The organism is Ruegeria sp. CDSA077 (genome assembly GCF_059612265.1).
Map to the genome: position 1 here is coordinate 37,950 of NZ_JBXWQG010000007.1, position 20,414 is coordinate 58,363.

Consider the following 20,414-nt stretch of genomic DNA (forward strand, 5'->3'; position numbering starts at 1 on the left):
AATCAGTGGCTCCACCAAAATCGTTAGCCACACTTGTCCTCCCCAAATTTTACCTGACTCAGACTGTATTCGGCCACATCTGCACCGATCAGGGCCAAACCCTTATCCAAAGGGTGCATTTGGCGACTGGTCAATCAGGGTTTCAACATGTTATTCACCCAAATGGTTGACTGAAGCAGAATAAGGTTGTAATTCATCCAAATGGTTGAACGAGAGAGTCGATATGACCTCAATGTAATATTGAAGGCCGCGTCCGACCCGACCCGCCGCGCTATTCTGACGATGCTTGCGCAGCAGGGACCTTTGCGGGTGACGGACATAGCGCGGCAATTCGATATGAGCCTCAACTCGGTCTCCAAGCACATCAAGGTGCTGGAAAACGCCGAGCTGGTGCAGCGCCGGACCGAATGGCGCGAACATCTGATCGAGGTTCAGATGGCTCCTTTATCAGCCGTTGATTCTTGGTTTGCCGGGTTGCGTTCGATTTGGGCGCTTCGGCTGGACGCCTTGGAAACTGCTTTGGAGGACCCAGAAGATGACGGACCTGTCACTTGAAATAACGCGCGCCATTCCACATCCACCCGAAAAGGTGTTTGATGCCTGGCTCAACCCCGAGATGCTGGCAAAATTCATGCTGCCGGCACCGGGCATGACCGTGCCCGAAGCGCATTCCGACGCCAAGGTCGGCGGCCGGTTCAAAATCATCATGCGCGCGCCCGAGGCTGGCGATCTGCCGCATGAGGGCGAATACAAGGTCATCGACCGCCCCAACCGTCTGCAATTCACCTGGAATTCGCCCTACAGCCAAGACGATTCTACGGTCACACTGGATTTCACACCCACCGAAAAGGGCACCGAGCTGCGGCTGCACCACATCCGCTTTCCCTCGCAGGAAAGCCGAGACAATCACGAGGGCGGCTGGACCGCTATCCTTGCGGCGCTGGAGACAGCACTATGATCAACTGGCTGGCCCTCGGTGCAGGGGTGGTCGCTGCCTTTTTGTTGGGCTGGCTGGTCTACGGCCCTATGGGCTTTCAGAAACGCTGGGCCGAAGGCACCCGCATCGACCCGACGCCGCCCGAAACCCCGCCACTGGGCGCGATGGCCACACAGATCGTGTTCCTGATCCTGCTGGCTGCGGTAATCGCGGTGACCGAGACCACCAATAGCCTGGGCGTCGCCCTGCTTGCGATCCTTGCGGTGGCGGCGCAGACAGCCTCGGTCGGGACATGGGCGCAAAAAAGCGGCTTCGCCATTGCGGTCGACACCGGCTATGCGCTGGGCTGTGGTATCGTCATGATCCTGGCCCACGCGATCCTGTAGGATCGCAGCGCATGCCCGACCCTCGATGGATCGGGCATGCGCCCTTTATACCCTTACTCTTCCTCGGAACTCCTGCCTTTCCAAAGCCCCCAAACTGCTGTATGGGCGGTCCATCTGAGACGTTGTGCCCTGACCCCGGCACTCGAATGGAAGATAAAGTGGGGTCGGCGGCAATGGGGCCGCCACGCAAACGGGAGACCCGCAGGGGCGGGAGTGCTCCCTTCTAGGATACGCAAATGTTTGATGTAACAAAGAAATCAATTCAGTGGGGCGAAGAGACGCTGACACTGGAAACCGGCAAGGTTGCCCGTCAGGCGGACGGCAGTGTGATTGCCACGCTGGGCGAGACCAGCGTGATGGCAAACGTGACCTTTGCGCGGAAGCAAAAACCCGGTCAGGACTTTTTCCCGCTGACCGTCCACTACCAAGAGAAATATTATGCCGCCGGTAAAGTTCCGGGTGGCTTTTTCAAGCGCGAGGCGCGCCCGACTGAAAAAGAGACGCTGACCGCGCGTCTGATCGACCGGCCGATCCGCCCGCTGTTTGTTGACGGCTTCAAAAACGAAGTTCTGGTGATGTGCACCGTGCTCAGCCACGATCTGGTCAACGACCCCGACATGGTTGCGATGATCGCAGCCTCTGCCGCGCTGACCATTTCGGGCGCACCGTTCAGAGGCCCGATTGCTGGTTGCCGCGTTGGTTTCGAGGATGGCGATTACATCCTCAACCCGACCGTAGACGACATGCAGGACCTGCGCCTGAACCCTGAACAGCGTCTGGATCTGGTTGTTGCCGGCACCAAAGACGCCGTGATGATGGTTGAATCGGAGGCTTACGAACTGTCCGAGGCCGAGATGCTGGGTGCGGTCAAATTCGCACACGAGCAGATTCAGCCGGTGATCGACCTGATCATTTCACTGGCCGAAGACGCGGCAAAAGAGCCGTTTGATTTCCAAGCGCCCGATTATTCTGAGCTTTCCGCTGCCGTTAAGGCCGCAGGTGAAGAACAGATGCGCGCAGCCTTCGCGATCACCGACAAGCAAGAGCGCACTGCCGCTGTTTCCGCTGCCCGCGATGCGATCAAGGAAGCCCTGACCGAGGAACAGCTGGAAGACGCGAACCTTGGCTCGGCGATGAAAAAGCTGGAAGCAGGCATCCTGCGCGGCGACGTCGTCAAAGGCGGCAAGCGGATCGACGGTCGTTCGACCACCGATATCCGTTCGATCGTTGCAGAAACCTCGATGCTGCCGCGGACACACGGCTCGGCCCTGTTCACCCGTGGTGAAACACAGGCGCTGGCTGTAACCACGCTGGGCACCGGTGATGATGAGCAGTTCATCGACGCCCTGCACGGCAACTTCAAATCGAACTTCCTGCTGCATTACAACTTCCCTCCTTATTCGGTTGGTGAAGCGGGTCGCGTGGGCCCTCCGGGACGTCGTGAGATTGGTCACGGCAAACTGGCATGGCGCGCGTTGCAGGCGGTTCTGCCTGCGGCAACCGACTTCCCCTACACGATCCGCATCGTGTCCGAGATCACCGAATCCAACGGCTCCAGCTCGATGGCTTCTGTTTGCGGCGGTTCGCTGTCGATGATGGATGCGGGCGTTCCGCTGAAAGCACCGGTTGCTGGTGTTGCCATGGGTCTGATCCTGGAAGATGACGGCGATTACGCAATCCTGTCGGACATTCTGGGTGACGAAGACCACCTGGGCGACATGGACTTCAAGGTTGCGGGTACCGAAAACGGCATCACCTCTCTGCAGATGGACATCAAGGTTGCGGGCATCACGCCCGAGATCATGGAGAAAGCCCTGGCGCAAGCCAAGGACGGCCGGATGCACATCCTGGGCGAGATGGGCAAAGCCCTGTCCGAGACCAATGATTTCTCGGTCCATGCACCGCGCATCGAAACCATGAACATCCCGACCGACAAGATCCGTGAAGTGATCGGTTCCGGCGGCAAGGTCATCCGCGAAATCGTCGAAGTTTCGGGTGCCAAGGTCGACATCAACGACGATGGCGTGATCAAGATCGCCTCGCCCGATGGTGAATCGATCAAGAAGGCATACGAGATGATCCATTCGATCGTTGCCGAACCCGAAGAAGGCCAGATCTACACCGGTAAAGTGGTCAAGATCGTCGACTTTGGTGCTTTCGTGAACTTCTTTGGCAAGCGCGACGGTCTGGTCCATGTGTCCCAGATCGAAAACCGTCGCCTGAACCATCCGTCGGATGTTCTGAAGGAAGGCCAGGAAGTGAAGGTCAAGCTGCTGGGCTTTGACGACCGCGGCAAAGTGCGCCTGTCGATGAAAATCGTCGATCAGGAAACCGGCGAAGAGATCGCACCTGAGAAGAAAGAAAAGAAAGAGGAAGGCGCAGAATAATCTGCTCGCCCCTCTGATTTCTCGAAAGACCCCGGCTTTGTCCGGGGTCTTTTTTTTGTTCAGTCAGCATAAACCTTGGACCAATTCCGCCCAATTCAACCGAAATCCAATCGCACCACCGGCCAGGTGAACCCACGTCTCCTACATCGACGCAACAAATCTAGGAGATGCGAAATGGAGACTTTCAAAATGCTGACTCTGGTCGGACTGATCGCGACCGCCCCGGTGCTGGCTTTTGCCAACGTGACAGTCGGGGACAAGCTGGGCACCACCGAGACCGATATCCGTACCACTCTCGAGGCGCAGGGATACCAGATCGAAGAGATCGAATTCGAAGATGGCGAGATCGAGGTTGAACTCGTCAAGGATGGCGTGGAAACTGAACTGGTCCTGAACAAGACCGATGGCGTTGTCACCGCGATCGAGCTTGAAGAGGACGACGACTGACCAGACAATCTTAAAGGAGCGCTATGAAGATTTCACAGACGTCTTTTCTCTGGCTCCTTCTGGTGGTGCAGGCTGTCTGCGCCACCTTTTTCCTGACCGATGCGGCGCTTGACTGGTTTGGTGGCGAAACTGCCGGGTTCCGGCATCTGCACGAGTTCGAACTGTTCCTGTCCCTGGCTCTGATTGGTGGTCTGATTGCAACAATCACGCTGATCCGGGCGCAAGGCCTGCGCGTACAGGACATGCAGCGTCAATTGGGCGTGGCGCAGGGCGCATTCTCGCAGGTCATCGAAAACCAGTTCACGCAATGGCAGCTCAGCAATGCGGAACGCGATGTCGCAATCTTGTCTATCAAAGGTTTGTCGATCGCAGAAATCGCCGAGATGAGACAGACGAAAGAAGGGACTATCAAGGCACAAAGCGCTGCGATTTACCGCAAGGCGGGTGTCTCGGGACGGCTTCAACTGCTCAGCTTTTTTGTCGAAGAGCTTTTGTCCGAACCCCTAGTCAACACGTCCTCGTCGTCAGAACCCGCCGACCAGAGCCAGGCTTAATCCACGGTTGCTCTTTCCCCGCCTGACGCGGTGTTCTATGCACGGGGCATGCGATCCTTTGTCATCCATATGTCCTCGAGCACCGCGCGCCGTCCCAATGCTGATCAGCTCTGCGCGGCCCTGCCCAATGCTGAACTGTTTGAGGCCGTAAATGGCCGCGACCCTGACCAGATTTCCGGTGTCGAACTGCATTCCGGAAATCTGCACCGCCCGCATTACCCATTCCCCTTGCGACCCGCAGAAATCGGCGTGTTCGAAAGCCATCGACGCATCTGGCGCAAGCTGGTCGAGGACGATATCGACCTGGCCATCATCACCGAGGATGACCTGCGCATAGATCGGGCGCGAATGGAACAGGCGCTTGGGTTGTTGGCCTCAATCGCCACCCCCGATCACTATATCCGCATCCCCGTAAAACAGCGCGAAGTACCGGCAGAGGTCTTGGCAGAACAAGATGGCCTGCGGCTGATCCTACCCAAGGTGATCGGCCTGCAATGCGTATGTCAGATGGTGGGGAAAAACGCCGCCGAACGCCTTTTGGCGACCACCGACCAAATCGACCGCCCTGTCGATACCTTCTTGCAGATGCACTGGCTGACAGACCAGCCGGTTCACGCCTTGCAAGGCAGCGGAAATCAGGAAGTGGCACAGGAAATCGGCGGCTCGACCATTCAGACAAAACCGCCCCTGTCAGACAAATTAACCCGAGAGTTCAAGCGCGCAGCCTACCGCGCCAAGCTGCACCTGCACCCGCAGCGCCCGCCTGCTTCATCTGGCTGAAAATACCTTCCGGGGGGAATCGCGCCACGAGGCGCGATGGGGGGCAGACAGCCCCCCTGACCTGGGCCGTCTTACGACGGCGCCTTGGTCTTGCGCAGATAGGGGAAGATAGTCTCGAACTCGCCAAACTTTGCTTTGGCGTCGTCGTTTGAGACAGCAGGCGGAATGATTACGTCTTCGCCAGGCACCCAGTTCGCCGGGGTAGCCACGCCTTTCGACGACATCTGCAACCCGTCCAGTGCACGCAGAATCTCGGCAAAGTTACGTCCCACAGTCATAGGATAGGTCATCGACAGCTTCAGTTGCTTATCCGGCCCGATGATAAAGACCGACCGCACGGTCGCGCTGTCGGCCGGGGTACGCCCGTCCGGCAAATAGGCCTCGGCGGGCAGCATGTCGAAGGCCTTTGAAACGGCCAGACCATCATCGGCAATGATTGGAAAACCGGGATGCGCGTTGCCATAGGCCTCGATATCCTTTTTCCACTTCTTGTGGTCTTCGACGCCGTCAACCGAAACGCCCAGGACCTTGGTGTTGCGCGCGGCCCACTCATCGCTTAGCTGCGCGACGGCCGAAAACTCGGTGGTGCAGACAGGAGTGAAATCCTTGGGGTGCGAGAACAGAATGGCCCAGCTATCCCCAATCCAGTCGTGGAACTGAATGGTGCCCTGATCCGTTTCTGCAGTGAAATTGGGGACTGTGTCGTTGATGCGCAAACCCATGAAGCATCTCCTTTGCTAATTACAAAACCGAGTCGGTTGTCCAGAACCTAATCACTTTGCGCCGATGTTAAACAGTCAGCAAGTCACTTTAGCCCTAGGCCAGACCTCAAAATTCCATTTGATCAAATCGCGCTTGCCGGTTTCCTGAAGGCCTGACACAGTGGCGCCGAACCAAGAATCCCCGTCGCATGGTCAGGAGGATGCACCATGATCGAGAAACGCAATTTTTACATCAACGGTCAGTGGGTTGCCCCATCGGTTACGCATGATTTTCAGGTCATCAACCCCTCGACCGAAGAACCATGTGCCGTGATTTCACTGGGCGATCAGGCCGATACGGACGCGGCTGTTGCAGCGGCCAAGGCGGCGTTGCCCGGCTGGATGGAAACCCCGGCGGAAACCCGCATCGCGATGGTCGAAAAGCTGATCGAGCTTTATGCCGAACGGTCCGAGGATCTGGCCCAGGCAATGTCGTTGGAGATGGGCGCCCCGATCGACATGGCGCGTAGCCAGCAAGTCGGAGCAGGAAGTTGGCACCTGGCAAATTTCATCCGCGCTGCCAAAGCGTTTCCTTTCGAGCGGCCGCTGGGCGATCACGCTCCCAACGACCAGATCATCTATGAGGCCGTCGGTGTCGCCGCCCTGATCACACCGTGGAATTGGCCAATGAACCAGGTCACGCTGAAGGTCGGTGCGGCTGCGATTGCGGGCTGCACAATGGTTCTGAAACCCTCGGAGCAAAGCCCGCTGAACGCGATGATCTTTGCCGAGCTGATGGATGAGGCCGGATTCCCACCCGGTGTCTTCAACCTTGTCAACGGTGACGGGGTTGGCGTCGGATCTCAGCTGTCCACGCACCCCGATGTGGATATGGTCAGCTTTACGGGATCCACCCGCGCGGGCACGGCTATTTCCAAAGCCGCAGCCGATACACTGAAGAAGGTGCATTTGGAACTGGGCGGCAAGGGTGCAAACGTGGTCTTTGCCGATGCGGATGAAAAGGCCGTCAAACGTGGCGTGCTGCACATGATGAACAACACCGGTCAAAGCTGTAACGCCCCTAGCCGGATGCTGGTTCAGCGTCCCATCTATGACGCGGCGGTGGAAACCGCAGCTGAGATTGCCAAAGGTGTCACCGTTGGCCCGGCGATGGAAGAAGGCCGCCATATCGGCCCGGTTGTGAACGAGCTGCAATGGGGCAAGATTCAGGACCTGATCCAAAAGGGTATCGACGAAGGCGCGCGCCTTGTCGCTGGTGGCACTGGCAGGCCCGAAGGGCTGAACAAGGGCTATTACGTGCGGCCCACGGTCTTTGCCGACGTCAACAACCAGATGACCGTCGCCCGCGAAGAGATCTTTGGACCGGTTCTGACCATGATCCCCTTCGATACCGACGAAGAGGCCATCGAAATCGCCAATGACACACCTTATGGGCTGACCAACTATGTCCAGACACAGGATAACGTCCGTGCCAACCGCATGGCCCGCGCTCTGCGGTCGGGTATGGTCGAGATGAATGGCAAATCCCGCAGCGCGGGTTCCCCGTTCGGCGGCATGAAACAATCCGGCAACGGGCGCGAAGGCGGCGTCTGGGGGCTGGAGGATTTCCTTGAGGTCAAGGCCGTCGGCGGCTGGGCTGCCGAGTAACCCACCTGCCGTCTAACCTGTTTTCGGGGCCCGTGCGCTATCTGCGCCGGGCCCTTTAGACTCTGAATCCGGCTCAAGATGAATCACAAAAACCGATCCGGGGAACTGATCGGTCAAAGCGTCTTCGATATCGTCACAGATATCATGGGCCGTCGCCACGCTCATGCTACCGTCAACGACCAGATGGAACTCGACAAAGATCATGCTGGCGGATCGGCGGCCCCGCAGGTCGTGATATTCCAGCGCCCGGCCCAGATTTGCATCGATGATGCTCCGCACTTCATCCAGTTCGGGATCAGTAAGGGACACGTCCATCAGACCGTCAATCGACTTGCGAATGACCTTCCATCCCTCCCACAGAATGTTCAGGGCGACCAGAATGGCCAGGATCGGGTCCAGGATCAGCCAGCCGGTGGCAAGGGCCAGCACCAATCCGATGACAACGCCCACCGAGGTGAACACATCGGTAAAGATATGCTTTGCGCTGGCCTCAAGCGCCGGAGAGGCGTACTGCCGCCCGACCCGCAGCAACATATAGGCCCAGGCACCGTTCAGAGCGGTTGCCAGCACATTGATTGCCACCCCTGTCAGCGGGGCCTGGTCCAGATGCGACGATGACAGCGCGGCAACGGCCTCTCGCAGGATTAGAAGCGCCGCCAGCACGATCAGCACACCTTCGACAACAGCAGACAGGTATTCGGCTTTCTTGTGCCCAAAGGGGTGATTATCGTCAGGAGGTTTGCCGCCGATCGAAACCGCAAAGAACGCCAGCAAGGCCGCGACCACATTGACCACGGATTCCATCGCATCGGACAACAAGGCGACCGATCCCGTCAACCACCAGGCCAACAGTTTCAAGGCCAGAACCGCGATGGAAATCGGGATCGACCACAGGGCAAATTTCTGGATCATCGCATTGGTGTCCTGCAACCTTGGGACAGGTCTATCACTTTGTTCGATGATCCCTATGGCTTTTTCTGATCAGAAATCAAGCGTCTGCTTGTGCCGCCTCATAGGCCAGCATGGCGCGTTTCACCGGCAGGCCCCAATGATACCCACCCAGCCCCCCGGATTTTCGCAGCGCGCGGTGGCAAGGGATCAGCCAACTGACCGGGTTTCGACCCACGGCCGTCCCGACGGCGCGCACAGCTTGCGGTGATCCCACCCGTTGCGCGATCTCGGAATAGGTTGTGACCTGGCCCGAAGGGATATGCATCAGCGCTTCCCACACTTTGATCTGCAGGGGCGAGCCTATCAGATACAGAGGCGTTGGTTCCAATCGGTCGCTCATCGCGCCAAATGCACTGAGCGCCCAGGGCCGCAGGCGCATCGGGTCCTCGACGAAATTGGCATTGGGCCAACGCGACAACATATCCGCCATGGCATTTTCTTCGCCGGTTTCGGCCCCAAAGGCCATTCCGCAGATGCCCTTGTCGGTGCCCATCACCAAAGCAGGACCAAAAGGACATTCAAACCATCCCCAATAGATGGTCAAACCGGCACCCCTACGGGCATATTCGCCGGGGCTCATGGATTCCCATTTCAGGAACAGATCATGCAGGCGACCGCTGCCGGACAGGCCAACATTCAGAGCGGTTTCCAGTGTCGTGAACCGCTCGCGCAGCAACGCCTTGGCATGGCCCAGCGTCAGATATTGCTGATACCGCTTGGGCGATACCCCGGTCCAACGTGAGAACAGGCGCTGGAAATGCGCGGGGCTCATATCCATCTGCTGTGCCAGTTCCTCAAGACTCAGGGCCTCTCCACCCTGATCAATCAGGTCAATCGCCCGGCGCATGACATTATAATGATAGCCGCTTTCTGGGGTCTGGACATTCATGGTCGCACTCCTTCGATAGACAGAAGATGGCCTGTTACCGACCAGAGTGCGACCCGATTCTTGCGCTATCTGCCCCTCAGACCTGCGGGATAACGGTATAGGGTGCCGCCTCTTCCGGGGGTGCAACCTTTTCCATGACGTTGATGCTGACATGCGGCCAGCGGATCAGACCGGGCTTCCCGTCAAAGCGTGGGAAGAAATCCAGACCGACATTCTGCAGATACATCATCAGCAGCTTGGGTTCACCGCCAATTCCCGGCTCGTCCAGCTCCATGATCCAAAAGATCGAATCCATCACCGCCGCGTTGGCTTGTTTGACAACAAACGGAATGTTGACGATCCCGGCATCCTCAAGCGCGGTGTTGAACGGCAATATCGTGGTTTTTTTCACATTGTTCGGTATTCCAGCTGCCAGCAACAGATGCGGGTGCACAGGATCGAAGCCTGGGAACCCCGGGGCGGTCACAACGCCGTTGAACGGATTATCGTGATAATGTTTGTAGGGCGAAAGATATCCGCTGTTCAGGTCCTTTGTGGCCCCTTCGGGCAGCCCGTCGACCACCGGAATCGTTGGCGGTCCATCGATCTCGCTCGCTTCTCCAAGACCTAACAGCGAGTCGCCATGTGGCACCGTTCCCAAACGTGCAACGTTCAGATTGTTTGTGGTCAGATTGGTCATATGCAGGAACAGACCGGGCTCGTGATGGATGGCCAGATCGGCAGGTCCCGCCAGTCCGCTGTCGGGGCGATCTTCAGCCGAGAGCTGCGCGATGGACTGCTGATAATCCAGTGTAACCACAAACTGATCGGTGTTAACGGTCGGGTCTCCTGAGGCCGGGTTCGGACGCTCAATCCCGCGGTTTGGAACCGCTTTGTCAACGGTCGTGAATTGAAGCGTTTCCTCGAATTGATTAACCAGCAGACGATAGTTGAGACGGCTGCCAGGCTCGGTCGCAAACGGAAGGGCGATCATGTTCCAGCCACGTCCGCGCGTGCTGTCGCCGTTCTTCCAAACTCCGGGCAGTAATTTCAGGGGGCCGAGGTCTTCGTCACCTTGATGGGCCAGCTCAACAGACCGATAACGGGACTGCAGTTTTGCGGCAAGATCTGGGTTCGCCATGGATCAACCTTTCAATAATTAAATAAAATATCCGCCAATGCGGGAAAAATGCGCTGAAATAAAAATAGGCTGCGCATCGCGAGAATAACACGAATCAGGCTTACCCTACGTAATCCAAAACCCACAGCTATCCGCTAAGCAGATTCTTGCTTGTGTGGTTACCCGAGCCATCGGCTTGCCCTGCGCCGCAATACGTGCATACGTCGCCGCATGGCCAAGCAACTTGATTACCACACGATCCGAGAGATTTTTACCCGCTTTCAGCAGGCTGACCCGGAACCTGAGGGTGAGCTAGAGCATGTGAATGTCTATACTCTGGTCGTAGCGGTGGCGCTGTCTGCACAGGCCACCGATGTCGGCGTCAACAAGGCTACGCGCGCCCTTTTCAAAACCGCCGACACCCCGCAAAAGATGCTGGACCTGGGCGAAGATGGCCTGATCGAGCATATCAAAACCATCGGTCTATTCCGCCAAAAGGCAAAGAACGTCATCAAGCTCAGCCGTATTCTGGTCGAAGAGTATGACGGCGAAGTTCCCAATTCCCGCGCCGCGTTGCAATCGCTGCCGGGCGTCGGGCGTAAGACCGCCAATGTGGTGTTGAACATGTGGTGGCGCTATCCGGCGCAGGCCGTGGATACGCATATTTTTCGTGTCGGAAACCGAACAGGCATCTGTCCGGGAAAACATGTGGATGCGGTTGAACGCGCAATCGAAGATAACATCCCGACCGACTTCCAACTGCACGCACATCACTGGCTTATCTTGTATGGCCGGTATCACTGCAAAGCACGCAAACCTATGTGCGGAACCTGTATCATCCGCGATCTCTGCCAATTCGAGGACAAGAACCTATGAAAACCTACCAGCTCACCGGTATTGGAAACGCCGTTGTGGACGTGATCTCTCAGGCCGATGACAGTTTTCTGGAACTGATGGGCATCGAGAAGGGCATCATGCAGCTGATAGAACAGGAGCGGGGTGAACTTCTTTACGCCGCTATGGAAGGCCGCGTGCAAACGCCGGGCGGATCCGTTGCGAACACGATTGCCGGTGCCGGCGCACTGGGACTGAGCGCAGCCTTTATCGGACGCGTACATGATGATGCGTTGGGACGATTCTACGCAGAGGCGATGCACGAGGACGGTGTGGATTTCGTGAATCCGCCCGTACCGGGTGGAGAGCTTCCGACCTCGCGCTCGATGATTTTTGTCTCACCCGACGGTGAACGGTCGATGAACACCTATCTGGGGATTTCCTCGGAGCTTTCCTCGGCGGATGTGTCAGCTGGGGTCGCGGGTAACAGCCAGATCATGTTCCTTGAAGGCTATTTGTTCGACAAGGAAAAAGGCAAAGCTGCGTTCCTTCAGGCCGCACGGGATTGCCACAAGGGCGGCGGCAAGGCCGGGATCGCCATTTCTGACCCGTTCTGCGTTGAACGGCACCGGGTCGATTTCCTACTGCTGATCGAAAATGAACTGGATTTTGTGATCGGCAACGAGGCCGAGATCAAATCCCTATTCGAAACCAATGATCTTGAGGATGCACTGGCGAAAACCGCCGATATCTGCCCACTGGTGGTCTGCACCCGGTCAGGCGACGGGGTAACTGTGCTGAATGAAGGTCAGCGCTTTGACATTCCGGTGGAAAAAATCGTTCCCGTCGACGCCACCGGCGCAGGCGACCAATTCGCAGCCGGGTTCCTGTTTGGCATGGCCACTGGGCGAGACTATGAGACCTGCGCCAAGATGGGCAATGTCTGCGCCCGTGAGGTGATCAGCCATATCGGCCCGCGCCCCAAGGCGGATATGATCGATTTGCTCAAGCAGGGCGGCTTGCTCTAATCGGATCAGGACTGGCCTATAGTTTGTGGGAGGGGCAGAGCCCCTCCCCTCACGGTTATCCCTGCACGAACAGAGCGATCCAGATGCCTACGAACATGAATATGCCGCCAAGATTGACCCAAGCGTGCCAAATCGCATAGCGGAAAGGCAGTGTCTTGCGGGCATAAAAGACCGTGCCGATCACATAGCTTGCCGCCCCGGCCAGAATGCACCACAGGACTGAAACGGGGACATCTTTCAGATCGGGTATGGCGCACAGCCCCAGCGCGCCCAGACCCAGATAGGATGCTGTTGACCATCGGGACTTGACCGTCTTGTTGGCGATCTTGTTCCAGATGGCCACCACAGTCAGCCCCCAGCACAACCAGAGCAAAGTCATGGTCCAGCCGGTACCGGCCAGCAGGAAAAAGGGTGTGAAGGTGCCGCAGATACTGGAATAGATTGCGGCATGGTCTATGCGTCGTAGCAGCTGCCGACGCTGGTGCCAGCGGGAAAAGTGATAAAAACACGAGGCCAGATTAGAGCCCAGCGCACAGGCTACATAAACCAGAACCGCAAGAATAAGCCCGCTGTCGAGCATCAGGTACGATTTGCGGATCAGCGCTCCGCCAGCGGTCAAAATCAACGCCAGACCGATAAGATGCACGACCAGATCGGCGCGGCGGTGGCATGGGTCCGGACTGGGATAGGTCTGTGGGATCATGTCAGTTCAGGTGATCCGAAAACGCTGCAACCACGCGTTCATACACGTCGCGTTTGAACGGTACGATTTCGGCAACCAGCTGGTCCGGTTCCTGCCATTTCCAGCGGGTGAATTCGGGATGCTCAGTCTGAATGTCGATCTGATCGTCGCGGCCAGAGAACCGCATCAGATACCATTTCTGCTCTTGCCCCCGATACCGACCTTTCCAGATCTTCGGCACGATGTCATGCGGCAGATCATAGGGCAACCACCCCTCGGTCTCGGCGATGATCTCGACCAGATCTGCCGTGACGCCGGTTTCTTCCCACAGCTCGCGCAGCGCCGCATCGCGCGGGTCTTCACCCTGGTCCACACCACCCTGAGGCATCTGCCAGGCGTCCTTGTGGCGGTCGTTGCGCTGGCCGACGAATATCTTACCCTCGGCATTCATCAACATCAGCCCGACGCAGGGGCGGTAGGGCAGTTTGGCAATCTCTTCGGGGGTCATACGCGGCCTCGTGAACATGCTTTGGAGCGTCTGTAACAAGCAGCGGGCCCAAGGCAAAGGGTATGACGTTAGGTTTTGCGTGACAAAGATGACGCGAAGGTCAATCTGGCAGCCAAATTCTATAAGGGAGAGTTCTGGATGACTGCATACCCAAACATGCTGGCCCCGCTGGATCTGGGCTTTACCACGCTGAAGAACCGCGTGCTGATGGGCTCGATGCATACCGGGCTTGAGGAGACTGGCGATTGGAATCGGGTGGCCGAGTTCTATGCCGACCGCGCGCGCGGTGGCGTGGCGCTGATGGTGACTGGTGGGATCGGACCAAATCTTGAAGGTTCGGTACTGCCGGGGGCATCAATGATGACCAACGACAAAGAAGTGGCAAACCATTCCATCGTCACCCAGCGGGTGCATGAGGCCGGTGGCAAGATCGCGATGCAGATCCTGCATGCGGGGCGCTATGCCTACGGGCCGAAATGTGTCGCACCCAGCCCGGTGAAATCTCCGATCTCTCCTTTCCCGCCGACCGAGTTGGACGAAGAGGGTATCGAGAAACAGATCAGCGATATCGTGAACGCCGCGGTCCTGGCCCAGAAAGCGGGCTATGACGGGGTCGAGATCATGGGATCCGAAGGGTATTTCCTCAACCAGTTTCTGGTGACTCACACCAACAAGCGCGAGGACCGTTGGGGCGGCTCTTATGAGAACCGGATGCGCCTGCCGATCGAGGTCGTGCGGCGCACGCGCGAGGCCGTCGGCACGGAATTCATCATCATCTACCGCTTGTCGATGATTGACCTGGTTCCCAACGGATCTACTCATGATGAGGTTGTGGAACTGGCGCAGCGGATCGAACAGGCCGGTGCCACGATCATTAATACCGGCATCGGCTGGCACGAGGCGCGGATTCCCACCATCGCCACCAGCGTTCCGCGCGCGGCCTTTGCTTGGGTGACCAAAAAGCTGATGGGCAAGGTCTCGATCCCGGTCATCACGTCGAACCGGATTAACACGCCGGAAGTCGCCGAAGAAGTTCTTGCCACGGGGTGCGCCGACATGGTCTCGCTGGCCCGCCCGATGCTGGCAGATGCGGATTTCGTCAACAAAGCCATCGCTGCTGAGGCGGCGACGATTGCACCCTGCATCGCTTGCAACCAGGCCTGTCTGGACCACACATTCCAGGGCAAACTGACCTCGTGCCTGGTAAACCCGCGCGCTTGTCACGAAACTGAACTGGTGATCATACAGGCCGACAGCGTCAAGAAAGTTGCCGTCGTCGGCGCGGGCCCCGCAGGTCTGTCGACCGCAATGACCGCCGCCCAGCGCGGCCATGACGTGACCCTGTTTGACCGCGCCAGTGAGATCGGCGGTCAGTTGAACATGGCCAAGCAGGTTCCGGGCAAAGAGGAATTCTGGGGTCTGGTCGACTGGTACCACACCATAATTGCCGATTTGGGCGTTAAGGTAGAGCTTGAGCGCGAAGTGGGCGCCGACGATCTGGCCGGCTATGACGAGGTGGTGATCGCCACCGGCGTCGTCCCGCGTGATCCGAAAATCCCCGGTCAGGACCGTGACAATGTCGTCGATTATATCGACGTCCTGCGCCACAAGACCCCGGTTGGCAAATCAGTGGCCGTGATCGGAGCAGGTGGGATCGGCTTTGACGTGTCCGAATTCCTGCTGGAAGAAGGCCACAGCATCACCACCGACTTGCCTGCCTGGATGAAGGAATGGGGCGTTACCGACCCGGCCGAGCATCGCTCGGGGCTGGCACCTGAAGGGCCACAACCTGCCGCCCCCGTGCGCCAGGTGACTTTGCTGCAGCGCAAGGCGCAAGCCCATGGCAAAGGGTTGGGCAAGACCACCGGCTGGATTCATCGCGCAACGCTGAAGATGAAAAACGTCAATTTCGTCGGTGGCGTGAATTATGAGCGGATCGACGATGACGGGCTGCATGTGAGTTTCGGCGAAGCACGCGAGAACCCGACGGTAATTGCGGCGGATACGATTGTTCTGTGCTCGGGCCAGATCTCTGACCGCAGCCTGGCCGATACATTGATCGAACGTGGCATTACCCCACATGTGATCGGCGGCGCGGATGTTGCAGCCGAATTAGACGCCAAACGGGCCATCAATCAGGGCACGCGGCTGGCAACCACTTTCTGATATGCCTTGGCCCGGTCCAGAACCGGGCCAATCGCTCTGCTGGTATTGGGGTCAGTCGGCCAGCGCCAGCTTTGCACCCAATGCCCCAAAGGCCCCGGCGAAACAGCGCCTGACCCAAGCCATGACAGTGGGCCGCTGGATCACATAGTCGCGTGCCACCGCAGCGAAAGCGCCATAGCCAACAAAGACGACAAAGGTCATGGCCATGAAGGACAAGGCCAACTTGATCAGCTCTGCTTCGGCGGCACCTGTACCGGCAGGAATGAATTGCGGCAGAAAGGCCAGAAAGAACAAAGATAGCTTGGGGTTCAACACATTGATCAAGGTGCCCGTGATTGCAATCTTCACATACCCTTTTGCGGGTTTCTGGCTCTGTACATCCAATGCTCCGCCTTGCCGGACGATCCCCCAGGCCATGTAAAACAGATACAGCACCCCAAGGTATTTTAGCACCAGAAAGGCCAGCGCGCTGGTATGCAGCAGGGCCGCAAGACCGACGATACTGGCCAGCGCAGCAGGTATGATCCCTATGGTACAGCCAATCGCCGCCGCAAAACTGGCCCAAAAGCCGCGCCCCAACCCAACCGCAAGCGTATAGATCACGCCGGTGCCCGGTAAAAGCACAACGATCAGAGACGTCAGTAGAAACTCTGTCGACATCCTAGCCCTCCCTTTCCTAGCACGCAGAATTTCCGGTTCGAAAGGAAAAGTAAACGCCATACATCACCGTGGCCCGGCGACATTCCTGAAAGCCCACCGGATACCAACAGCAGACGTCTCTTATCGCTTATTCAACGGTTATCGTAATCACCTCGGACACGATGGGCGTGGAATGCGGCACATGACCTGCATCGCCCAGAACCAGCTGAAGCGTATGTTCGCCTGCAGCCATTTCCAGCGTCACCTCGGTCTGACCGCCGCCAAAATGGATATGATTGTCATCTGCGGGCAGACCATAAGACAACTCATCCGCACCGTCCTCTCCCTGCCCCAAAGGCGGTCGGTCGATCAGCAGATGATGATGCCCGGTGTTTTCCTTTTTAGTACCCGCCGGCGCGACCCCCATGCCGCTGAGGCCAAAGACCACGGTGACCGGAGATTGGACAACGTCGCCGTCAGACAATTTCACAAAATAGACCTGCGCTTCGGGGTTTGATGGTGTTTCACCCCCGGCCAGAGCAAATGTCGCCGACAGGCAGGTTGCGGCAATAGCTAAAACAGCTTTCATAATCTTCTCCGTTGTCACAAATTTGCCATCCTCATGGTAGCATGTTTCGGCCCGAAATCGAGGATACCCGTTGTCAAAAGGCTTGTGGCCCATATGGAAACCACTGTTTCAGAGTTTCCCAAGCGCAAACGATCCGATTCAAATCCCTGATATTATCCCATGTCCGCCCTGTTTCCGCCCAGATTTGACGTAAAGATCAGTTAAAGAACCTACACCTGGGGAACAAGAATGGACCGACTGACCGAAATGGAAGCCTTCGCCAACGTGGTGGACCAAGGCGGTTTCACCGACGCGGCCAAGAAAATGGGCATCTCAAAATCGGCTGTGTCCAAGCACGTTTCCAGCCTGGAAGCACGCCTGGGCGCAAGACTGCTGAACCGCACGACGCGCCGCGTGTCACCAACCGAAATCGGGCTGGCCTATTATGACCGGGCCCGCCGCGTTCTGAATGACGCGGGCGAGGCTGATGCGCTGGTCACCTCGATGCAATCTGCCCCCTCTGGTCTGCTGCGGATCAGTGTGGCGACAGATTTCGGCGTGAATCACCTGTCTCCGGTTCTGTCGGGATTTCTAGCTGCCTATCCCGACATCACGGTGAATATGGTGCTGAACAATCGCTATGTCGAGCTGATCTCGGAAGGGTTCGACGTTGCCGTGCGGATTGGTGAGCTGGAAGACAGCACATTGCGCGCCCGCAAGCTGACCGAAACCGTCAAGCGGATGGTCGCCGCGCCCACCTATATCGAGAAATTCGGGCGTCCGCAAAAGATCGACGACCTGAACGAACACAAGCTGTTACATTATTCCAGCCAGTCTTCGGGCAATGTGTGGAAACTGACTGCACCTTCGGGTGAAAAACGTCAGGTCCGCACCGCCGGGTGGCTCAGCGTGAATGATGGGCAATCCTTGTTGAACGCTGCGGTCTCGGGGCTTGGGATCGCGCATCTGCCCAGCTATCTCTATTCCGACGCGCTGAAGTCGGGCGAAGTTGTCGACGCAATGCCGTCGCTGCCCGATGAAGTGCAAGGCGTTTATGCCGTCTACCCGCCCGGTCGCTTTACGCAGCCCAAGGTGCGGGCATTCATTGATTTCCTCGTCGATGCCTTCAACGAAAAAGGTCCGATGGACTGGTAATTCAAATTTCTCCCGGTGGAAACTGAACGGCCCGCACATGTTGTGTGGGCCATTTTTTTAGTCGCTGATCACGGCCAGCCCCATACTCTGCGCGACCGTACGCAAGGATTGGATCAGGATATTCTGTCCGGGCAGATCAGCTTCTTTTCTGCGGGAAAGAAGCGCGATATCGCGGTTGGCATTTGCGATTGTCAGCGGGCGCAGACGGACCTCATCGCGGTAAATGCCCTGACGCCTTGCATAGAGGTCCGGCAATACTGCGACCCCAACCCCCGAAGCCGCCATCAGCACGATGGAATCAAGCGTGGTGCCCTCGTATTCATCCGACACCACCCCGCCGCATTCCGCCGCAAGCGCATAGACGATCCGGGACAGACGGTGGCTTTGGTCCAGGGTCAGGATCAGCCGGTCTCGCAAATCCTGGGCGGTGACACCTTGCGTATCACCCGCCAGCACATCATCTACAGCGACCCCGATCCACAGGGATTCGTTGAACAGGCGCTGCTGGATTGTGTTCGGATGGTCCTCGGGCGTGGACAGGATCAGATCGAACCGACCGGATTTCAGCCCTTGTTCCAGATCACGGGTGTTTTCCTCGCGCACGACAACGCGCAGACCGGGGCGATCCTGATGGACCTTTTTGATGACCTGAGGCAGCAGATACGGCCCGATTGAGGGCAACACGCCCAGCCTTAACCGTCCCGAAACCGGTGTCTCGCTGCTCATCGCGTGGCGCAGATCCCGGACATCGGCAAGGATCTTCTGGGCGCGTTCGATGAACTCTTGGCCTTTGGCCGTGACCTGAACACCGCCCCGGTTGCGATCAAAGATGCGCAGGCCAAGCTCTTGTTCTACAGACGCAATTTGTGCCGAGAGGCTAGGCTGGCTGACATTCAGAACCTCGGCCGCCAATCCAAACCGGCCCAGTCGGCTAACCGTAACGATATATTCCAGCTGTCTTAATGTTGGGCGCATTTCATAGCTTCTAACTATCCTAAATTTAGAAAGATAGTATTGGGATAACAAAAATAGGCAAGGCACTTAGCCCGCACTACCGGGACAGGAGCCAAAAATGCCCAGCGTGATCGAAACCCTTTCCAGCAACCTGCTGGTGCCGACCATCCTATTCTTCGTCCTCGGGCTGCTCGCGGCTTTTGCCCGCAGCGATCTGTCGATCCCCGGTGGGGCAGCCAAGTTCATGTCGCTGTATCTGCTGCTGGCCATCGGCTTCAAAGGCGGCAGCAGCCTGGCCGAGCATGGCATCCACATGGATCTGTTCCTGACTTTGCTAGGCGGTGTGGCGTTGTCTTTTGTCATCCCCTTTGTGGCATTCGGCCTGCTCCGGGTCATGACGCGGCTGGACGCGTTGAATGCGGCGGCTGTTGCCGGGCATTATGGATCAATCTCAATCGTGACCTTCGTCACCGCAACCAGCCTGCTGGATTTGGTGGGTCTTGATCATGACGGCTTCATGGTTGCTGTCGCCGCCGCGATGGAGGTTCCCGCCATCCTTTCGGCCCTTTGGCTGGCGCATAAAACCAGCAGCAAGGGCGTCAATGACAATGGGCTGTGGCGCGATCTGTTGGCAAACGGGTCGATTGTCCTGTTGACCGGGGCCTTCCTGATCGGCGCTGTTACGGGTGGCGAAGGGATGCAGATGATTGCGCCCTTCATCGTCACGCCCTTCACCGGCATCCTGTGCCTTTTCCTGCTGGATATGGGCATTTCCGCGGGGCGCAGCCTGATCAAGAACCGCGATAAGCTTTCGCTGGGTCTGTTTGCCTTTGGCGTGCTGATGCCCCTGATCGGCGCTGCGATGGCCTGGGTGGTCGGGGCGGTGATCGGTCTGCCCGAAGGCAGCCTGTTCCTGTTCATGGTCCTGTCCGCATCGGCCTCGTATATCGCTGTGCCCGCTGCGATGAAGATCGCGCTGCCAAAGGCAGAGGCTGGGATCTATCTTACCCTGTCGCTGGGCGTGTCCTTCCCGTTCAACATCACGATCGGACTGCCGCTGTACCTGTGGTGGGTGATGTAG

The 20,414-nt window shown here is 57.7% G+C and carries 22 protein-coding genes; 13 read left to right on the plus strand and 9 right to left on the minus strand.

Annotated elements, in window-relative coordinates:
• The first annotated feature begins 201 nt into the window (after positions 1 to 201).
• The 7 genes from AC2FLE_RS14080 (at position 202) to AC2FLE_RS14110 (ending at position 5,491) form a co-directional block, all read left to right on the plus strand.
• Entirely contained in the window at positions 202 to 555 is a 354-nt protein-coding gene (locus tag AC2FLE_RS14080) for an ArsR/SmtB family transcription factor (protein ID WP_496697761.1), read from the plus strand.
• Positions 536 to 958, plus strand: a complete 423-nt coding sequence (locus AC2FLE_RS14085; RefSeq protein ID WP_281973782.1) for an SRPBCC family protein — start codon at positions 536 to 538, stop codon at positions 956 to 958. Before AC2FLE_RS14080 ends, AC2FLE_RS14085 begins: the two co-directional genes overlap by 20 nt.
• Positions 955 to 1,323, plus strand: a complete 369-nt coding sequence (locus tag AC2FLE_RS14090; RefSeq protein ID WP_142640007.1) for a DUF1761 family protein — start codon at positions 955 to 957, stop codon at positions 1,321 to 1,323. Before AC2FLE_RS14085 ends, AC2FLE_RS14090 begins: the two co-directional genes overlap by 4 nt.
• A gap of 236 nt (positions 1,324 to 1,559) precedes the next feature.
• On the plus strand, positions 1,560 to 3,710 hold the full coding sequence (gene pnp, locus AC2FLE_RS14095; RefSeq protein WP_496697763.1) for a polyribonucleotide nucleotidyltransferase: 2,151 nt from the start codon (positions 1,560 to 1,562) through the stop codon (positions 3,708 to 3,710).
• Positions 3,711 to 3,884: 174 nt separating this feature from the next.
• Positions 3,885 to 4,157 (plus strand): PepSY domain-containing protein, encoded by a 273-nt coding sequence (locus AC2FLE_RS14100; protein ID WP_496697765.1) that lies wholly within the window; start codon positions 3,885 to 3,887, stop codon positions 4,155 to 4,157.
• A 23-nt stretch (positions 4,158 to 4,180) separates the two neighbouring features.
• On the plus strand, positions 4,181 to 4,711 hold the full coding sequence (locus AC2FLE_RS14105; protein ID WP_496697767.1) for a helix-turn-helix transcriptional regulator: 531 nt from the start codon (positions 4,181 to 4,183) through the stop codon (positions 4,709 to 4,711).
• A 48-nt stretch (positions 4,712 to 4,759) separates the two neighbouring features.
• A complete protein-coding gene (locus AC2FLE_RS14110; RefSeq protein ID WP_282027884.1) occupies positions 4,760 to 5,491 on the plus strand; it encodes a glycosyltransferase family 25 protein in 732 nt (243 codons plus the stop codon).
• Positions 5,492 to 5,562: 71 nt separating this feature from the next.
• On the opposite strand, the gene AC2FLE_RS14115 is transcribed toward AC2FLE_RS14110, so the two are convergent.
• The gene (locus AC2FLE_RS14115) at positions 5,563 to 6,213 is read right to left on the minus strand and encodes a peroxiredoxin (protein WP_142639998.1); all 651 of its coding nucleotides are present in this window, start codon (positions 6,211 to 6,213) and stop codon (positions 5,563 to 5,565) included.
• A 207-nt stretch (positions 6,214 to 6,420) separates the two neighbouring features.
• On the opposite strand from AC2FLE_RS14115, the gene AC2FLE_RS14120 reads away from it, so the two are divergent.
• Complete coding sequence (locus tag AC2FLE_RS14120; RefSeq protein WP_496697770.1) at positions 6,421 to 7,860, plus strand: aldehyde dehydrogenase family protein; 1,440 nt, start codon at positions 6,421 to 6,423, stop codon at positions 7,858 to 7,860.
• Positions 7,861 to 7,872: 12 nt separating this feature from the next.
• On the opposite strand, the gene AC2FLE_RS14125 is transcribed toward AC2FLE_RS14120, so the two are convergent.
• From AC2FLE_RS14125 to AC2FLE_RS14135, 3 genes are all read right to left on the minus strand, one after another.
• Positions 7,873 to 8,772 (minus strand): cation diffusion facilitator family transporter, encoded by a 900-nt coding sequence (locus AC2FLE_RS14125; protein WP_496697771.1) that lies wholly within the window; start codon positions 8,770 to 8,772, stop codon positions 7,873 to 7,875.
• 76 nt (positions 8,773 to 8,848) lie between these two features.
• Entirely contained in the window at positions 8,849 to 9,700 is an 852-nt protein-coding gene (locus AC2FLE_RS14130; RefSeq protein ID WP_496697774.1) for a bifunctional helix-turn-helix domain-containing protein/methylated-DNA--[protein]-cysteine S-methyltransferase, read from the minus strand.
• 76 nt (positions 9,701 to 9,776) lie between these two features.
• The gene (locus AC2FLE_RS14135) at positions 9,777 to 10,820 is read right to left on the minus strand and encodes a heme-binding protein (RefSeq protein ID WP_496697776.1); all 1,044 of its coding nucleotides are present in this window, start codon (positions 10,818 to 10,820) and stop codon (positions 9,777 to 9,779) included.
• A gap of 210 nt (positions 10,821 to 11,030) precedes the next feature.
• Here AC2FLE_RS14135 and nth point away from each other — a divergent pair, with 210 nt between their 5' ends.
• Both nth and AC2FLE_RS14145 read left to right on the plus strand, forming a co-directional pair.
• Positions 11,031 to 11,675: an endonuclease III gene (gene nth, locus AC2FLE_RS14140; RefSeq protein ID WP_496697777.1), complete on the plus strand. Its 645-nt coding sequence runs from the start codon at positions 11,031 to 11,033 to the stop codon at positions 11,673 to 11,675.
• The gene (locus tag AC2FLE_RS14145) at positions 11,672 to 12,661 is read left to right on the plus strand and encodes an adenosine kinase (protein WP_496697779.1); all 990 of its coding nucleotides are present in this window, start codon (positions 11,672 to 11,674) and stop codon (positions 12,659 to 12,661) included. Before nth ends, AC2FLE_RS14145 begins: the two co-directional genes overlap by 4 nt.
• A 55-nt stretch (positions 12,662 to 12,716) precedes the next feature.
• Here AC2FLE_RS14145 and trhA read toward each other — a convergent pair whose 3' ends face one another.
• Positions 12,717 to 13,364: a PAQR family membrane homeostasis protein TrhA gene (trhA, locus tag AC2FLE_RS14150; protein ID WP_496697780.1), complete on the minus strand. Its 648-nt coding sequence runs from the start codon at positions 13,362 to 13,364 to the stop codon at positions 12,717 to 12,719.
• A gap of 1 nt (position 13,365) precedes the next feature.
• Complete coding sequence (locus tag AC2FLE_RS14155) at positions 13,366 to 13,851, minus strand: RNA pyrophosphohydrolase (protein WP_271952074.1); 486 nt, start codon at positions 13,849 to 13,851, stop codon at positions 13,366 to 13,368.
• A gap of 138 nt (positions 13,852 to 13,989) precedes the next feature.
• Here AC2FLE_RS14155 and AC2FLE_RS14160 point away from each other — a divergent pair, with 138 nt between their 5' ends.
• Positions 13,990 to 16,017 (plus strand): 2,4-dienoyl-CoA reductase FMN-binding domain-containing protein, encoded by a 2,028-nt coding sequence (locus AC2FLE_RS14160; protein ID WP_496697782.1) that lies wholly within the window; start codon positions 13,990 to 13,992, stop codon positions 16,015 to 16,017.
• Positions 16,018 to 16,068: 51 nt separating this feature from the next.
• Here the strand turns inward: AC2FLE_RS14160 and AC2FLE_RS14165 are convergent, their stop codons facing one another.
• The gene (locus AC2FLE_RS14165; protein ID WP_496697784.1) at positions 16,069 to 16,677 is read right to left on the minus strand and encodes a LysE family translocator; all 609 of its coding nucleotides are present in this window, start codon (positions 16,675 to 16,677) and stop codon (positions 16,069 to 16,071) included.
• A gap of 127 nt (positions 16,678 to 16,804) precedes the next feature.
• On the minus strand, positions 16,805 to 17,245 hold the full coding sequence (locus tag AC2FLE_RS14170) for a DUF4399 domain-containing protein (RefSeq protein WP_496697786.1): 441 nt from the start codon (positions 17,243 to 17,245) through the stop codon (positions 16,805 to 16,807).
• A 228-nt stretch (positions 17,246 to 17,473) separates the two neighbouring features.
• Here AC2FLE_RS14170 and AC2FLE_RS14175 point away from each other — a divergent pair, with 228 nt between their 5' ends.
• The gene (locus tag AC2FLE_RS14175; protein WP_142639975.1) at positions 17,474 to 18,379 is read left to right on the plus strand and encodes a LysR family transcriptional regulator; all 906 of its coding nucleotides are present in this window, start codon (positions 17,474 to 17,476) and stop codon (positions 18,377 to 18,379) included.
• 57 nt (positions 18,380 to 18,436) lie between these two features.
• Here AC2FLE_RS14175 and AC2FLE_RS14180 read toward each other — a convergent pair whose 3' ends face one another.
• Complete coding sequence (locus tag AC2FLE_RS14180; protein WP_496697788.1) at positions 18,437 to 19,354, minus strand: hydrogen peroxide-inducible genes activator; 918 nt, start codon at positions 19,352 to 19,354, stop codon at positions 18,437 to 18,439.
• 97 nt (positions 19,355 to 19,451) lie between these two features.
• On the opposite strand from AC2FLE_RS14180, the gene AC2FLE_RS14185 reads away from it, so the two are divergent.
• On the plus strand, positions 19,452 to 20,414 hold the full coding sequence (locus tag AC2FLE_RS14185) for a sodium-dependent bicarbonate transport family permease (RefSeq protein ID WP_496697790.1): 963 nt from the start codon (positions 19,452 to 19,454) through the stop codon (positions 20,412 to 20,414).

Bases quoted from the DNA above. Each gene is read 5' to 3' on its own strand.
- AC2FLE_RS14155 (WP_271952074.1), bottom strand. From the start codon at position 13,851: ATGACCCCCGAAGAGATTGCCAAACTGCCCTACCGCCCCTGCGTCGGG.
- AC2FLE_RS14160 (WP_496697782.1), top strand. From the start codon at position 13,990: ATGACTGCATACCCAAACATGCTGGCCCCGCTGGATCTGGGCTTTACC.
- AC2FLE_RS14170 (WP_496697786.1), bottom strand. From the start codon at position 17,245: ATGAAAGCTGTTTTAGCTATTGCCGCAACCTGCCTGTCGGCGACATTT.
- AC2FLE_RS14115 (WP_142639998.1), bottom strand. From the start codon at position 6,213: ATGGGTTTGCGCATCAACGACACAGTCCCCAATTTCACTGCAGAAACG.
- AC2FLE_RS14185 (WP_496697790.1), top strand. From the start codon at position 19,452: ATGCCCAGCGTGATCGAAACCCTTTCCAGCAACCTGCTGGTGCCGACC.
- AC2FLE_RS14180 (WP_496697788.1), bottom strand. From the start codon at position 19,354: ATGCGCCCAACATTAAGACAGCTGGAATATATCGTTACGGTTAGCCGA.
- AC2FLE_RS14145 (WP_496697779.1), top strand. From the start codon at position 11,672: ATGAAAACCTACCAGCTCACCGGTATTGGAAACGCCGTTGTGGACGTG.
- trhA (WP_496697780.1), bottom strand. From the start codon at position 13,364: ATGATCCCACAGACCTATCCCAGTCCGGACCCATGCCACCGCCGCGCC.
- AC2FLE_RS14100 (WP_496697765.1), top strand. From the start codon at position 3,885: ATGGAGACTTTCAAAATGCTGACTCTGGTCGGACTGATCGCGACCGCC.
- AC2FLE_RS14110 (WP_282027884.1), top strand. From the start codon at position 4,760: ATGCGATCCTTTGTCATCCATATGTCCTCGAGCACCGCGCGCCGTCCC.
- AC2FLE_RS14135 (WP_496697776.1), bottom strand. From the start codon at position 10,820: ATGGCGAACCCAGATCTTGCCGCAAAACTGCAGTCCCGTTATCGGTCT.
- AC2FLE_RS14120 (WP_496697770.1), top strand. From the start codon at position 6,421: ATGATCGAGAAACGCAATTTTTACATCAACGGTCAGTGGGTTGCCCCA.
- AC2FLE_RS14125 (WP_496697771.1), bottom strand. From the start codon at position 8,772: ATGATCCAGAAATTTGCCCTGTGGTCGATCCCGATTTCCATCGCGGTT.
- AC2FLE_RS14165 (WP_496697784.1), bottom strand. From the start codon at position 16,677: ATGTCGACAGAGTTTCTACTGACGTCTCTGATCGTTGTGCTTTTACCG.
- AC2FLE_RS14130 (WP_496697774.1), bottom strand. From the start codon at position 9,700: ATGAATGTCCAGACCCCAGAAAGCGGCTATCATTATAATGTCATGCGC.
- AC2FLE_RS14105 (WP_496697767.1), top strand. From the start codon at position 4,181: ATGAAGATTTCACAGACGTCTTTTCTCTGGCTCCTTCTGGTGGTGCAG.
- AC2FLE_RS14085 (WP_281973782.1), top strand. From the start codon at position 536: ATGACGGACCTGTCACTTGAAATAACGCGCGCCATTCCACATCCACCC.
- AC2FLE_RS14175 (WP_142639975.1), top strand. From the start codon at position 17,474: ATGGACCGACTGACCGAAATGGAAGCCTTCGCCAACGTGGTGGACCAA.
- AC2FLE_RS14080 (WP_496697761.1), top strand. From the start codon at position 202: ATGGTTGAACGAGAGAGTCGATATGACCTCAATGTAATATTGAAGGCC.
- pnp (WP_496697763.1), top strand. From the start codon at position 1,560: ATGTTTGATGTAACAAAGAAATCAATTCAGTGGGGCGAAGAGACGCTG.
- AC2FLE_RS14090 (WP_142640007.1), top strand. From the start codon at position 955: ATGATCAACTGGCTGGCCCTCGGTGCAGGGGTGGTCGCTGCCTTTTTG.
- nth (WP_496697777.1), top strand. From the start codon at position 11,031: ATGGCCAAGCAACTTGATTACCACACGATCCGAGAGATTTTTACCCGC.